Genomic DNA, 13800 nt, shown 5'->3' on the forward strand with positions numbered 1-13800 from the left:
GCTAAGCGACTACCTTATCTCACAGGGGGCAACCCCCAACTACTTCCGGCGTTCTAGGGCTTAACTGCTGTGTTCGGCATGGGTACAGGTGTATCTCCTAGGCTATCGTCACTTAACTCTGAATGATTAAACATTCAAAATTGAACATCTATATTCTAACAAGTTAACCTTTCGTTGTCAATATCTTCTGACTCTTTGGATAAGTCCTCGAGCTATTAGTATTAGTCCGCTCCATTGCTCACACAACTTCCACTCCTAACCTATCTACCTGATCTTCTCTCAGGGCTCTTACTGATATATAATCATGGGAAATCTCATCTTGAGGTGGGTTTCACACTTAGATGCTTTCAGCGTTTATCCCTTCCCTACATAGCTACCCAGCGATGCCTCTGGCGAGACAACTGGTACACCAGCGGTAAGTCCACTCTGGTCCTCTCGTACTAGGAGCAGATCCTCTCAAATTTCCTACGCCCGCGACGGATAGGGACCGAACTGTCTCACGACGTTCTGAACCCAGCTCGCGTGCCGCTTTAATGGGCGAACAGCCCAACCCTTGGGACCGACTACAGCCCCAGGATGCGACGAGCCGACATCGAGGTGCCAAACCTCCCCGTCGATGTGAACTCTTGGGGGAGATAAGCCTGTTATCCCCAGGGTAGCTTTTATCCGTTGAGCGATGGCCCTTCCATACGGAACCACCGGATCACTAAGCCCGACTTTCGTCCCTGCTCGAGTTGTAGCTCTCGCAGTCAAGCTCCCTTATACCTTTACACTCTGCGAATGATTTCCAACCATTCTGAGGGAACCTTTGGGCGCCTCCGTTACCTTTTAGGAGGCGACCGCCCCAGTCAAACTGCCCGTCAGACACTGTCTCCGTAGATGATGAACCTACCGGGTTAGAGTGGCCATAACACAAGGGTAGTATCCCAACAACGCCTCCATCGAAACTGGCGTCCCGATCTCTATGGCTCCTACCTATCCTGTACATGTGGCACAGACACTCAATATCAAACTGCAGTAAAGCTCCATGGGGTCTTTCCGTCCTGTCGCGGGTAACCTGCATCTTCACAGGTACTAAAATTTCACCGAGTCTCTCGTTGAGACAGTGCCCAAATCATTACGCCTTTCGTGCGGGTCGGAACTTACCCGACAAGGAATTTCGCTACCTTAGGACCGTTATAGTTACGGCCGCCGTTTACTGGGGCTTCAATTCATACCTTCGCTTACGCTAAGCACTCCTCTTAACCTTCCAGCACCGGGCAGGCGTCACCCCCTATACATCATCTTACGATTTAGCAGAGAGCTGTGTTTTTGATAAACAGTTGCTTGGGCCTATTCACTGCGGCTGACTGAAAGCCAGCACCCCTTCTCCCGAAGTTACGGGGTCATTTTGCCGAGTTCCTTAACGAGAGTTCTCTCGCTCACCTGAGGCTACTCGCCTCGACTACCTGTGTCGGTTTGCGGTACGGGTAGAGTATGATTAACGCTAGAAGCTTTTCTTGGCAGTGTGACGTCACTAACTTCGCTACTAAACTTCGCTCCCCATCACAGCTCAATGTTATAGAATTAAGCATTTAACTCAATTCACACCTCACTGCTTAGACGTGCACTTCCAGTCGCACGCTTTAGTTAGCCTACTGCGTCCCTCCTTCACTACATACTCTAGTACAGGAATATCAACCTGTTGTCCATCGGATACACCTTTCGGTCTCTCCTTAGGTCCCGACTAACCCAGGGCGGACGAGCCTTCCCCTGGAAACCTTAGTCTTACGGTGGACAGGATTCTCACCTGTCTTTCGCTACTCATACCGGCATTCTCACTTCTATGCGTTCCAGCGCTCCTCACGGTACACCTTCTCCACACATAGAACGCTCTCCTACCATACCTATAAAGGTATCCACAGCTTCGGTAAATTGTTTTAGCCCCGGTACATTTTCGGCGCAGGGTCACTCGACTAGTGAGCTATTACGCACTCTTTGAATGAATAGCTGCTTCTAAGCTAACATCCTAGTTGTCTGTGCAACCCCACATCCTTTTCCACTTAACAATTATTTTGGGACCTTAGCTGGTGGTCTGGGCTGTTTCCCTTTCGACTACGGATCTTAGCACTCGCAGTCTGACTGCCGACCATAATTCATTGGCATTCGGAGTTTATCTGAGATTGGTAATCCGGGATGGACCCCTCACCCAAACAGTGCTCTACCTCCAAGAATCTTAATGTCGACGCTAGCCCTAAAGCTATTTCGGAGAGAACCAGCTATCTCCAAGTTCGTTTGGAATTTCTCCGCTACCCACAAGTCATCCAAGCACTTTTCAACGTGCCCTGGTTCGGTCCTCCAGTGAGTTTTACCTCACCTTCAACCTGCTCATGGGTAGGTCACATGGTTTCGGGTCTACGACATAATACTATTCCGCCCTATTCAGACTCGGTTTCCCTACGGCTCCGTCTCTTCAACTTAACCTCGCATCATATCGTAACTCGCCGGTTCATTCTACAAAAGGCACGCTCTCACCCATTAACGGGCTCGAACTTGTTGTAGGCACACGGTTTCAGGTTCTATTTCACTCCCCTCCCGGGGTGCTTTTCACCTTTCCCTCACGGTACTGGTTCACTATCGGTCACTAGAGAGTATTTAGGGTTGGGAGATGGTCCTCCCAGATTCCGACGGGATTTCTCGTGTCCCGCCGTACTCAGGATACTGCTAGGTATAAAGACTATTTCGAATACGAGGCTCTTACTCTCTTTGGCTGACCTTCCCATGTCATTCTTCTATAATCTTTAAGTCCACATTGCAGTCCTACAACCCCGAAGAGTAAACTCTTCGGTTTGCCCTCCTGCCGTTTCGCTCGCCGCTACTCAGGCAATCGCTTTTGCTTTCTCTTCCTGCAGCTACTTAGATGTTTCAGTTCACTGCGTCTTCCTCTACCTATCCTTAACAGATAGGAGTACTAGCCATTAGCTAGTGGGTTCCCCCATTCGGACATCTCTGGATCGTCGCTTACTTACAGCTCCCCAAAGCATTTCGTCGTTTGTCACGTCCTTCTTCGGCTTCTAGTGCCAAGGCATCCACCGTGCGCCCTTATTAACTTAACCTTATTTTTGGTCTTGCGACCTAAACTCTTTAAATATTTACAGCGTTTCGGTTTATTTTCTTGTTACTATTTGATATAGATATTCAATTTTCAATGTTCAATCTTAACACCCTTACAGTGTTAATGGAGCCTAGCGGGATCGAACCGCTGACCTCCTGCGTGCAAAGCAGGCGCTCTCCCAGCTGAGCTAAGGCCCCACAAGACCTCTCAAAACTAAACAAGACCAACGTACAGGTTTCCATTTCCTTAGAAAGGAGGTGATCCAGCCGCACCTTCCGATACGGCTACCTTGTTACGACTTCACCCCAATCATCTATCCCACCTTAGGCGGCTGGCTCCTTACGGTTACCTCACCGACTTCGGGTGTTACAAACTCTCGTGGTGTGACGGGCGGTGTGTACAAGGCCCGGGAACGTATTCACCGCGGCGTGCTGATCCGCGATTACTAGCGATTCCGACTTCATGTAGGCGAGTTGCAGCCTACAATCCGAACTGAGACTGGCTTTAAGAGATTAGCTTGCCGTCACCGACTCGCGACTCGTTGTACCAGCCATTGTAGCACGTGTGTAGCCCAGGTCATAAGGGGCATGATGATTTGACGTCATCCCCACCTTCCTCCGGTTTATTACCGGCAGTCTCGCTAGAGTGCCCAACTCAATGATGGCAACTAACAATAGGGGTTGCGCTCGTTGCGGGACTTAACCCAACATCTCACGACACGAGCTGACGACAACCATGCACCACCTGTCACCTCTGTCCCGAAGGAAAACTCTATCTCTAGAGCGGTCAGAGGGATGTCAAGACCTGGTAAGGTTCTTCGCGTTGCTTCGAATTAAACCACATGCTCCACCGCTTGTGCGGGCCCCCGTCAATTCCTTTGAGTTTCAACCTTGCGGTCGTACTCCCCAGGCGGAGTGCTTAATGCGTTAGCTGCGGCACTGAGTCCCGGAAAGGACCCAACACCTAGCACTCATCGTTTACGGCGTGGACTACCAGGGTATCTAATCCTGTTTGCTCCCCACGCTTTCGAGCCTCAGCGTCAGTTACAGACCAGAGAGCCGCTTTCGCCACCGGTGTTCCTCCATATATCTACGCATTTCACCGCTACACATGGAATTCCACTCTCCCCTTCTGCACTCAAGTTAAACAGTTTCCAAAGCGTACTATGGTTAAGCCACAGCCTTTAACTTCAGACTTATCTAACCGCCTGCGCTCGCTTTACGCCCAATAAATCCGGATAACGCTCGGGACCTACGTATTACCGCGGCTGCTGGCACGTAGTTAGCCGTCCCTTTCTGGTAAGTTACCGTCACAGTGTGAACTTTCCACTCTCACACTCGTTCTTCTCTTACAACAGAGCTTTACGATCCGAAAACCTTCTTCACTCACGCGGCGTTGCTCGGTCAGGGTTGCCCCCATTGCCGAAGATTCCCTACTGCTGCCTCCCGTAGGAGTCTGGGCCGTGTCTCAGTCCCAGTGTGGCCGATCACCCTCTCAGGTCGGCTATGTATCGTCGCCTTGGTGAGCCGTTACCTCACCAACTAGCTAATACAACGCAGGTCCATCTCTTAGTGATGCAATTGCACCTTTCAAATCAACATCATGCAATGTCGACTTTTATGCGGTATTAGCTATCGTTTCCAATAGTTATCCCCCGCTAAGAGGCAGGTTACCTACGCGTTACTCACCCGTTCGCAACTCTTCCGCTCGGTGCAAGCACCAAGCTTCAGCGTTCTACTTGCATGTATTAGGCACGCCGCCAGCGTTCATCCTGAGCCAGGATCAAACTCTCATTAAAATAATTGTTTGTCTTAAACTCATTCTGTCACTGACAGATTTATTGTTTTTTTATTGTTCAGTTACTATAACCTTAGTTATAGCGCCCTGCACATTGGTTCGTCTTGTTCAGTTTTCAAAGGTCTTTGTCGCTCTCTCGCGACAACTATATTAGTATATCATGACCTCTCCTTACTGTCAATACTTTTTTCCAAAAAATTTTATTTTTTTGAAAGTTTTTTTGAAAGCAACAAAGAAAAGCCTGTATTACAGGCTTTTCTATTAATCTAGTTCTTTGTTAATGATGAGAAATTTTTCTTCTCCGTAACCTCTTTTCATTAAACCTGCTTCAGCTAGGTCTAGAAGATCTTTTGAAAAGGATTGGATCGCTTCTTTTTCTTCTTTACTTAGAATTTTCTTTGAATATTTCTTTCTAAGTTTTCGATAGTCCTGTTCTTCATTTTTAAAAAATGAAGAATCTTCTAAATAGTTTTCCAGTTTTTCTAATTGTACAAACAAGCCCAACTCAAAGGCAATCGGGGCAAAGGTGGTTTCTAATGGTTGTGTACAAACACTTCTAAATTCCACAGTCCCACGAGCAGTTAAATCCTGAAATTGGTAACTTCGATGTTGTTTTAGATCTTCTTTTACAGGGTTAATGATTTTCTCATTTCCATCAGCCGTATAGGCTGTAATTTCTTTTTGATCTAGATAGTCTTTTACTCGAACGGGTTTAAAATAATAGGATTTGCCCTCTCTAGTTGCCGTAAAAATAGCCGTTCTAGCGAGATTATTAAAAAACTCTTCTTCGCTTTGGTAGTCCTTAGGATAAACCCCTACATTTTCCTTATAATAACCATGTAAGGATTCTTCCCAGAAAATATCTCTAGCAATTTTTGTATTCCAAGCTTCTGCTGTAAATTCTGAGTTAGAAAACAAATACGCTTTTGCTGCTTCAATTTTATTAAATGCATTAATGATGCGAATATAATTATCGCGCCTTACATCCAATTGAACCTGGTTTCCGCATATAAATGCTCCGTACGAAGGATAGGAGTGTGTCTTCATCCCTGTACCATTCATTGCAAGGAAAGCCATTAACATCTTGTATCGTTCAATTTTCACTGGGCTATTATCATTTTCTTTCCACAAAGGATGGATTCCGTGCCCTTGAATTTCGTGTTTATTTTCTTGTAAAATCGGTTGAATGATCTTCAAATAGTCCTCAAAACGTTTGGCCACCTCATTTATAGAACGAGCTCTCTCAAATGCAAATTCAATTGTATTGTAACTCAACTCGAATAGAATACGATCTTTAGAAGAGCAGTGAATCAATTGAATGGGATTTTGATTGTCATCTCTTTTTTCGACTTCAAAATCTGATAAGTTTGCTAAGGTTCGAAAAAGATTTTTCGTCACCTCTATATTTGTTTTGTTTCCATTTGTTTCTACAATCGGAAACTCTAATTCAACTCCGACAAAGAGTTCCGAATCCTCTTTCATATTACTAAGGTACTTCTCTTTTAGTAATTTAATTGCTTGTTGTTTTGTCATTGAATCCTTTTTCTTCTATTGGAGATATGGGTTCCATTATATCATTTTTTGCTATTCTCGACTACTCACGAAAACAAGACAAAACGCCTGCTTACGAAATTGTTTTAAATTAAAGCAATTTCGTAAACAAGCGTCTACCATTCATTCAATATGATGAGTGTTCCCGCTGGGGAAAACCCCCAGCGGTAGACCAGAGCTAGACTAAGAATAACAGTGTATTCCATCATCATAACACTCAACAAAATTGATGATATTATACCAATTCGATGATAGCCATTGGCGCAGCATCACCACGACGTGGTTCAGTTTTAAGGATACGAGTATATCCACCATTGCGCTCAGCATAACGAGGTGCTAATTCAGAGAACAATTTTTGAAGTGCAGTTGTTTCTGAGTATTTACCTGTTTCTTCATCAAAGTTTTGTGATGCAACTTCGTTACGTACGAATGCAGCAGCTTGACGACGTGCATGCAAATCACCACGTTTACCCAAAGTAATCATTTTTTCAACTGATTTACGGATTTCTTTCGCACGTGCTTCAGTTGTTACAATCGCTTCATTGATGATAAGATCTGTAGTCAAATCGCGAAGCATCGCTTTACGTTGTGAGCTAGTGCGTCCTAGTTTACGGTAAGCCATGTATTCCTCCTCTATTTATCGTTTTTTAACCCAAGGCCTAAGTCGGCAAGTTTGATTTTAACTTCTTCAAGACTCTTACGTCCCAAGTTACGAACTTTCATCATTTCTGCTTCTGATTTTTCAGTCAAATCGTAAACAGTATTAATGCCAGCACGTTTCAAACAGTTATATGAACGAACTGAAAGATCTAATTCTTCGATCGTACGTTCTAAAATGCGATCATCAGAAGTTGTATCCACTTCCTTCATAACATCTGTTGCAATAGCAATTTCAGTTAAGTTTGTGAATAGATTTAGGTGTTCTGTCAAAATACGAGCAGACAAACCTAAGGCATCTTCTGGAATGATTGTCCCATTTGTCAAAATTTCAAGGGTTAGCTTGTCAAAGCCATCGTTGCTACCAACGCGTGCTGGTTCAACTTGGTAATTGACTTTAGTCACTGGCGTATAGATTGAATCTACAGCAAGTGTTCCCACTGGTGCATCATCTTTTTTGTTTTGATCAGCTGGAACATAGCCACGTCCACTGTTTACAGTAAGCGTTGCTTTCAAAGATGCTCCTTCTCCGATTGTAAATAGATAATGATCAGGGTTTACAATTTCGATGTCACTATCAGTAAGAATGTCTCCGGCAGTTACTTCTGCAGGTCCTTCTACATCAAGTTCAATAATCTTTTCGTCTTGGACGTAAGATTTAACGGCGATTCCTTTAACGTTAAGAATAATTTGCATAACGTCTTCACGGACTCCTGGAACGGTATCAAATTCGTGGAGTACACCTTCAATGTTGATTGAAGTGACAGCTGCACCTGGAAGTGAAGCCAGAAGTACACGACGAAGTGAGTTTCCAAGTGTTGTACCATAGCCACGTTCAAGTGGTTCTACGACAAACACGCCATAATCTTTGTTTTCATCAATTTTTGTTATATTTGGTTTTTCAAACTCAATCATTTGCTATACTCCCTCTTAAACGAAAAGCTGTGTAATTGTTGATGATTATACACGGCGACGTTTTGGAGGACGAGCACCATTGTGTGGTACAGGAGTTACATCGCGGATTGCAGTTACTTCAAGACCAGCAGCAGCAAGTGCACGAATAGCAGACTCACGACCTGAACCAGGACCTTTAACAGTTACTTCAACAGATTTAAGTCCGTGTTCTTGAGCAGCTTTTGCAGCAGCTTCTGATGCCATTTGAGCAGCAAATGGTGTAGATTTACGAGAACCTTTAAATCCAAGTGCACCTGCAGATGACCAAGCGATTGCGTTACCATGCACATCAGTAATCATAACAATTGTGTTGTTAAATGTAGCGTGAATATGAGCAATACCAGATTCGATATTCTTTTTCACACGACGTTTACGTGTTGGTTTAGCCAAGATTTTTACCTCCTTATTTTATTTTATTTTTTCTTACCTGCAATCGCAACAGCTTTACCTTTACGAGTGCGAGCATTGTTTTTAGTGTTTTGTCCACGAACTGGAAGTCCACGACGGTGACGGATACCACGGTATGAACCGATTTCCATCAAGCGTTTGATGTTCAAGTTTACTTCACGACGAAGGTCACCTTCAACTTTGATTGCGTCAACTTCACGACGGATAGCATCTTCTTGATCTGGTGTAAGATCGCGAACACGAATATCTTCAGAAACGCCTGCAGCAGCAAGGATTTTCTTAGATGTTGGAAGTCCGATACCGTACACATAAGTCAATGAAATTACTACACGTTTGTCATTTGGAATGTCAACTCCAGCAATACGAGCCATGTTTTCTCCTTTCTATCTTATCCTTGACGTTGTTTGTGTTTTGGATTTGCTGGGCAAATTACCATAACACGACCATTACGACGAATTACTTTACAGTATTCGCAAATTGGTTTGACCGATGGTCTTACTTTCATTTTTATCCCTCCAAGTTTTTCGATTATTTAAAGCGGTATGTGATACGTCCACGTGTCAAATCGTACGGACTCATCTCCACTGTAACACGATCTCCCGCTAAAATACGAATATAGTTTTTACGAATTTTACCAGAAACTGTTGCTAAAATCTGATGTCCATTTTCAAGTTCAACCGTAAACATAGCATTCGGCATTGTATCGACTACTTTGCCTTCTACTTCAATCACATCGTCTTTTGCCACGCAAAAGTACCTCCATAAATTTCGATTCATTCCTCTGAGCACAGAGGTAACAATTATAAGTCAGACTAACTAATTGTAACACTAGTTGTCCAATATTGCAAGCATGAAAAACGCTTTTATTTCAAATTTGACAAGACTTTTTCAATGTCTGCAAATACATCATTGATATCTTGGTTCCCTTGGATGTCATGTACAAGTCCTTTTGAACGATAAAATTCAATGATTGGTTCTCCTTGTGCAATATTGACGTCCAAACGACGTTTAACCGTTTCTGGTTTGTCATCTTCACGTTGGTAGAAATCATGACCTTGACAGTTATCACAAGTTCCTTCAACTTTTGTAGGATTAAATACTTTATGGTAAGTTGCGCCACAAGTACGGCAGATGAAACGACCACTCAAACGCTCTAACAAGCTTTCTGGGTTAACTTCAATATTGATAACACCTTCTAATGTGATACCAAGTTCTGACAAAGTTTGATCCAAGGCATGAGCTTGTTCAATTGTACGTGGATAGCCATCCAAAAGGAAACCTGTTTCTTTAATATCATCTTGAGCAAGGCGTTCTTTCACAATTCCATTGGTTACTTCATCTGGTACCAACTCACCTTTATCAATGTATGATTTTGCAAGCACACCCATTTCAGTTTGGTTAACCATCGCTGCGCGGAACATATCTCCGGTGGAGATGTGCGCTACGTGAAACTCTTCAACGATTTTAGCCGCTTGAGTTCCTTTACCTGCTCCAGGCAACCCCATAATTAAAAGATTCATGATGAATTCTCCTTATTTTGTTTTTAAATGGAAGCAGGAGCGAATTCCTATTTCCATTTAAAAACAAAATAGAAGGCTGACAAAGTCAACCTTATTCTATTCTGTTGTTGTGTCCATAAATCCGACATACTTACGTTTTAATAAGTAGCCTTCTAATTGTTTCATTCCCTCAATACCTGTTGAAATAATGATTAACAAACTAGTTCCTCCAAGAGCAACTGCATCTGTCAAACCAAATAAATCTCGAGCTAGGATTGGAATGATGGTAATAAAGCCAAGGAATACGGATCCGACGCTTGCTAAACGACGTAGCAAACGAGACATAAACTCTTCTGTCCCCTTACCAGGGCGGACGCCTGGGATATAGGCACCACTCTTTTGAAGGTTTTCTGCCGTTTTTTCAGGATTGATCTGAACAAACGTGTAGAAGAAGGTGAAGAGAATGATCAATAAGGCATACATTGCCACACCAGTTGGTGTGTTTGTAGCCAACATGGCTTGAGCTGTTTTCACCCATCCTGCATTGTAACCCATAGCGCTAATCACTTGGAAAATCGCAGCAGGCGCTGCTGTAATCGAACTAGCGAAGATGACAGGAATAACCCCTGCTGGGTTTACTTTCAAAGGAAGGTAAGAACTTGATGGAGCTCCTTGTGCAATCTTTGTATATTGGATTGGAATCTTGTATTGTGCTTGCTCTACAAAGGTTGTAAAGTAAACAATAACCAAGACAGCAAGGATTAATACCCCAACAAAAATGAGGGAATTGGTCATTTGACCAGAACGAACATTCACAAATGCATTTTCATAGATTTCTTTAATCATCTCAGGAATTGATGACACAATCCCTGCAAAGATAATCATTGAAACACCATTACCGTAGCCTTTATCTGTGATTTGTTCTCCAAGCCAAGTCACAATCATGGAACCGGTCGTCAGAATCGCACCGATTAATAGATAGGTCTTGGTATTTGGAGTTGCGACTAATTTCGCCTGAGACAAAGTGTGGAAGGTGGCTGTAATCCCGATGGATTGAACAAAGGCTAGAACCAAAGAAATATAGCGTGTTGCTTGGTTGAGCTTTCTTCGACCAACTTCCCCTTGTTTGCCCCATTCAACAAACTTAGGTAACAGATCCATTTGCAAAAGTTGCACGACGATCGAAGCTGTGATGTATGGGCTAACCCCTAGAGCGAAAACTGAGAAGTTCCTCATGGCGTTCCCAGAAACCAAACTGAGCATGTTCAAGAAGGACACATCTTGAAGGTTGTTCAGAATTTTCGCATTTACACCAGGCACTGTAATCGTGGTCCCAATGCGGAAAACAAGAATGATGAAGATCGTAAATAAAATCTTCGACCGTACTTGTTTCACCTTAAATGCATCTTTTAATAATTTAAAAAACATAGGTCACCTCACTTAGATGACTTCAACTGAACCACCTTTAGCAGTGATAGCTTCTTCAGCTGATTTAGAGAATTTAGCAGCTTTAACAGTCAACTTCTTAGTCAATTCTCCGTTACCAAGAATTTTGATACCTGATTTTTCAGCTTTTACAATTCCTGATTCTACAAGTACTACTGGAGTTACTTCAGCACCATCTTCAAAGGCGTTCAATTGATCAAGGTTCACAATAGCATATTCTTTAGCGTTGATGTTTGTAAATCCACGTTTTGGAAGACGACGGAACAATGGAGTTTGTCCACCTTCAAAACCAAGACGTACACCGCCACCGCTACGAGCTTTTTGACCTTTTTGACCACGGCCAGAAGTTTTACCATTACCAGATGAAGTACCACGACCAACACGGTTGCGGACTTTACGTGAACCTGTAGCAGGTTGTAATTCATGAAGTTTCATTATTAATTTTCTCCTCTTTTGTAAATTGCTAACGCATGTAATCAGGAAAAGGTGTCCTAACTACAAACTCGCCTATACTTATATTTAGTTTTAGGGGATGAGAACCTCTCATACCCCTGAAAACTTTGTTTCTATTTTAAATAGATTATTTTACTTCTTCAACTGTTACCAAGTGAGATACAGCAGTGATCATACCACGTACTGCTGGGTTATCTTCTTTAATAACAGAGCTGTTCAATTTGCCAAGTCCAAGTGCTACAACAGTTTTACGTTGTGACGGGATGCGTCCGATTGGAGACTTAGTCAAAGTAATTTTAATTTGAGCCATTTGAATCTCCTTTCTTAAGCCAAGTCAGAAACTGAAATACCACGAAGGGCAGCAACTTCATCAGCGCGTTTCAATTGTGCTAAACCGTTAACAGTTGCACGAACGATGTTGATTGGAGTGTTTGATCCAAGTGATTTAGATGTAACATCTGCAATACCTGCCAATTCGACAACGGCACGAACTGCTCCACCTGCAGCAACCCCAGCCCCTTCGATAGCTGGTTTCAACAATACACGAGCTCCACCAAATACTGATGTTACTTCGTGTGGAATTGTTGTTCCAACCATAGGAACTTCGATCAAGTTTTTCTTAGCATCTTCAACAGCCTTACGGATTGCTTCTGGAACTTCTTGAGCTTTACCAGTACCAAATCCAACACGGCCATTACGGTCACCAACAACTACAAGAGCTGCAAAACGAAGACGACGTCCACCTTTAACAACTTTTGTTACACGGTTGATGGCAACTACGCGTTCTTCAAGTTCAACTGCATTATCTTTAAATGCCATTTTCTAGTGTCCTCCTATTAGAATTTCAATCCGTTTTCACGAGCTGCATCAGCCAAAGCTTTAACACGTCCGTGATATAGATATCCACCGCGGTCGAACACCACTTCAGAAATACCTTTAGCAACTGCACGTTCAGCAACAAGTTTGCCGACAACAACGGCTTGTTCAGTTTTAGTTCCTTTTGAAACTTCTTTGTCAAGAGTTGAAGCGCTTGCGAGCGTTACACCCGCTACGTCATCAATTACTTGAGCGTAGATGCCTGTATTAGAACGGAATACGTTCAAACGTGGGCGATCAGCAGTTCCAGAGAGTTTTCCGCGAACGCGACGGTGGCGTTTTTGACGGATTTTGTTTTTATCTGGTTTCGAAATCACAATTTTCACCTCTTAATTTTAAAATCATGTGCTAAGCACTGAGTTGGTAAGATGAAGGATGGTTGAAAAACAACCAAACTACATTATTTACCTGTTTTACCTTCTTTGCGGCGAACGTATTCACCAACATAACGGATCCCTTTACCTTTGTATGGTTCAGGTGAACGAAGGCTACGTACATAAGCAGCTGTTTGACCAACTACTTCTTTTGAAATTCCGCTAACAACGATTGTTGTTGGGTTTGGAAGTTCAAAAGTAATTCCTTCTGGAGCTTCAACTTCGTCTGGGTGTGATTTACCAACAGCCAAAACAAGTTTTGATCCTTGAAGTTGTGCACGGTATCCAACCCCGCGCATTTCAAGTTCTTTCTTGAATCCTTCTGATACACCAGTAACCATGTTGTTCAAAAGGGCACGAGTTGTTCCGTGGATTGTTTTCATTTCTTTTGAATCGTTTGGACGGTGAAGTGTTACTTCAGTACCTTCCACACGGATTTCAATATCTTTTGAGAACGTACGAGTAAGTTCTCCTTTAGGTCCTTTTACAGTTACAACGTTGTCATTGTTAGTGATTTCAACACCAGCAGGCAACACGATAACTTTATTACCAATACGTGACATGTTTTTTATTCTCCTGTTAAATTGTCAGGCCTTTACGGGCCAGTTTTCACGGGGTTTAAATCTTTTTGATTTAAAAGTTAATGTTTAGGTCTCAATTTCTAAGTGAATCGAGGCATTGTCTCGCAGAC

The 13800-nt window shown here is 43.1% G+C and carries 14 protein-coding genes, 1 tRNA gene and 3 rRNA genes; all 18 read right to left on the reverse strand.

The features are described from left to right. A 5S ribosomal RNA gene (gene rrf, locus ADH92_RS08320) occupies nucleotides 1–116 on the reverse strand. A 79-nt stretch (nucleotides 117–195) separates the two neighbouring features. Beyond that, a 23S ribosomal RNA gene (locus ADH92_RS08325) occupies nucleotides 196–3095 on the reverse strand. 123 nt (nucleotides 3096–3218) lie between these two features. Then, nucleotides 3219–3291 (reverse strand) — tRNA-Ala (locus ADH92_RS08330). A gap of 53 nt (nucleotides 3292–3344) precedes the next feature. Continuing rightward, nucleotides 3345–4892 (reverse strand): 16S ribosomal RNA (locus ADH92_RS08335). Together the 16S, 23S and 5S rRNA genes with 1 tRNA gene alongside form the textbook arrangement of a ribosomal RNA operon. A 260-nt stretch (nucleotides 4893–5152) precedes the next feature. Further along, nucleotides 5153–6424 carry a glutamate-cysteine ligase family protein gene (locus ADH92_RS08340; RefSeq protein ID WP_049498097.1) on the reverse strand — a complete coding sequence of 424 codons (1272 nt, stop codon included), beginning with the start codon at nucleotides 6422–6424 and terminating at the stop codon, nucleotides 5153–5155. 253 nt (nucleotides 6425–6677) lie between these two features. Beyond that, the gene (rplQ, locus tag ADH92_RS08345; protein WP_003002399.1) at nucleotides 6678–7064 is read right to left on the reverse strand and encodes a 50S ribosomal protein L17; all 387 of its coding nucleotides are present in this window, start codon (nucleotides 7062–7064) and stop codon (nucleotides 6678–6680) included. A gap of 11 nt (nucleotides 7065–7075) precedes the next feature. Continuing rightward, a complete protein-coding gene (locus tag ADH92_RS08350; RefSeq protein WP_003009635.1) occupies nucleotides 7076–8014 on the reverse strand; it encodes a DNA-directed RNA polymerase subunit alpha in 939 nt (312 codons plus the stop codon). Nucleotides 8015–8059: 45 nt separating this feature from the next. Beyond that, nucleotides 8060–8443 carry a 30S ribosomal protein S11 gene (gene rpsK, locus ADH92_RS08355; RefSeq protein ID WP_003002390.1) on the reverse strand — a complete coding sequence of 128 codons (384 nt, stop codon included), beginning with the start codon at nucleotides 8441–8443 and terminating at the stop codon, nucleotides 8060–8062. A 23-nt stretch (nucleotides 8444–8466) separates the two neighbouring features. After that, nucleotides 8467–8832, reverse strand: a complete 366-nt coding sequence (gene rpsM, locus ADH92_RS08360; RefSeq protein ID WP_003009631.1) for a 30S ribosomal protein S13 — start codon at nucleotides 8830–8832, stop codon at nucleotides 8467–8469. Nucleotides 8833–8849: 17 nt separating this feature from the next. Next, nucleotides 8850–8966 (reverse strand): 50S ribosomal protein L36, encoded by a 117-nt coding sequence (gene rpmJ, locus ADH92_RS10670; RefSeq protein WP_001808836.1) that lies wholly within the window; start codon nucleotides 8964–8966, stop codon nucleotides 8850–8852. A gap of 23 nt (nucleotides 8967–8989) precedes the next feature. Then, entirely contained in the window at nucleotides 8990–9208 is a 219-nt protein-coding gene (gene infA / locus ADH92_RS08365; RefSeq protein WP_001029883.1) for a translation initiation factor IF-1, read from the reverse strand. A gap of 116 nt (nucleotides 9209–9324) precedes the next feature. After that, the gene (locus ADH92_RS08370; protein WP_049498098.1) at nucleotides 9325–9981 is read right to left on the reverse strand and encodes an adenylate kinase; all 657 of its coding nucleotides are present in this window, start codon (nucleotides 9979–9981) and stop codon (nucleotides 9325–9327) included. A 96-nt stretch (nucleotides 9982–10077) separates the two neighbouring features. Then, nucleotides 10078–11388: a preprotein translocase subunit SecY gene (secY, locus tag ADH92_RS08375; protein ID WP_023920186.1), complete on the reverse strand. Its 1311-nt coding sequence runs from the start codon at nucleotides 11386–11388 to the stop codon at nucleotides 10078–10080. 12 nt (nucleotides 11389–11400) lie between these two features. After that, nucleotides 11401–11841 carry a 50S ribosomal protein L15 gene (gene rplO, locus ADH92_RS08380; protein WP_003002405.1) on the reverse strand — a complete coding sequence of 147 codons (441 nt, stop codon included), beginning with the start codon at nucleotides 11839–11841 and terminating at the stop codon, nucleotides 11401–11403. Between the two features lie 145 nt (nucleotides 11842–11986). Continuing rightward, nucleotides 11987–12169 (reverse strand): 50S ribosomal protein L30, encoded by a 183-nt coding sequence (rpmD, locus tag ADH92_RS08385; protein ID WP_002894509.1) that lies wholly within the window; start codon nucleotides 12167–12169, stop codon nucleotides 11987–11989. A gap of 14 nt (nucleotides 12170–12183) precedes the next feature. Then, on the reverse strand, nucleotides 12184–12678 hold the full coding sequence (gene rpsE, locus ADH92_RS08390; protein WP_003009617.1) for a 30S ribosomal protein S5: 495 nt from the start codon (nucleotides 12676–12678) through the stop codon (nucleotides 12184–12186). A 17-nt stretch (nucleotides 12679–12695) separates the two neighbouring features. Continuing rightward, the gene (gene rplR, locus ADH92_RS08395) at nucleotides 12696–13052 is read right to left on the reverse strand and encodes a 50S ribosomal protein L18 (protein WP_003010871.1); all 357 of its coding nucleotides are present in this window, start codon (nucleotides 13050–13052) and stop codon (nucleotides 12696–12698) included. An 83-nt stretch (nucleotides 13053–13135) separates the two neighbouring features. Beyond that, nucleotides 13136–13672 carry a 50S ribosomal protein L6 gene (gene rplF, locus ADH92_RS08400; RefSeq protein ID WP_003010839.1) on the reverse strand — a complete coding sequence of 179 codons (537 nt, stop codon included), beginning with the start codon at nucleotides 13670–13672 and terminating at the stop codon, nucleotides 13136–13138. Nucleotides 13673–13800 lie beyond the last annotated feature (128 nt).

This window comes from Streptococcus parasanguinis, assembly GCF_001073155.1.
In the GTDB taxonomy this organism is placed as follows: Bacteria; Bacillota; Bacilli; order Lactobacillales; family Streptococcaceae; genus Streptococcus; species Streptococcus parasanguinis_D.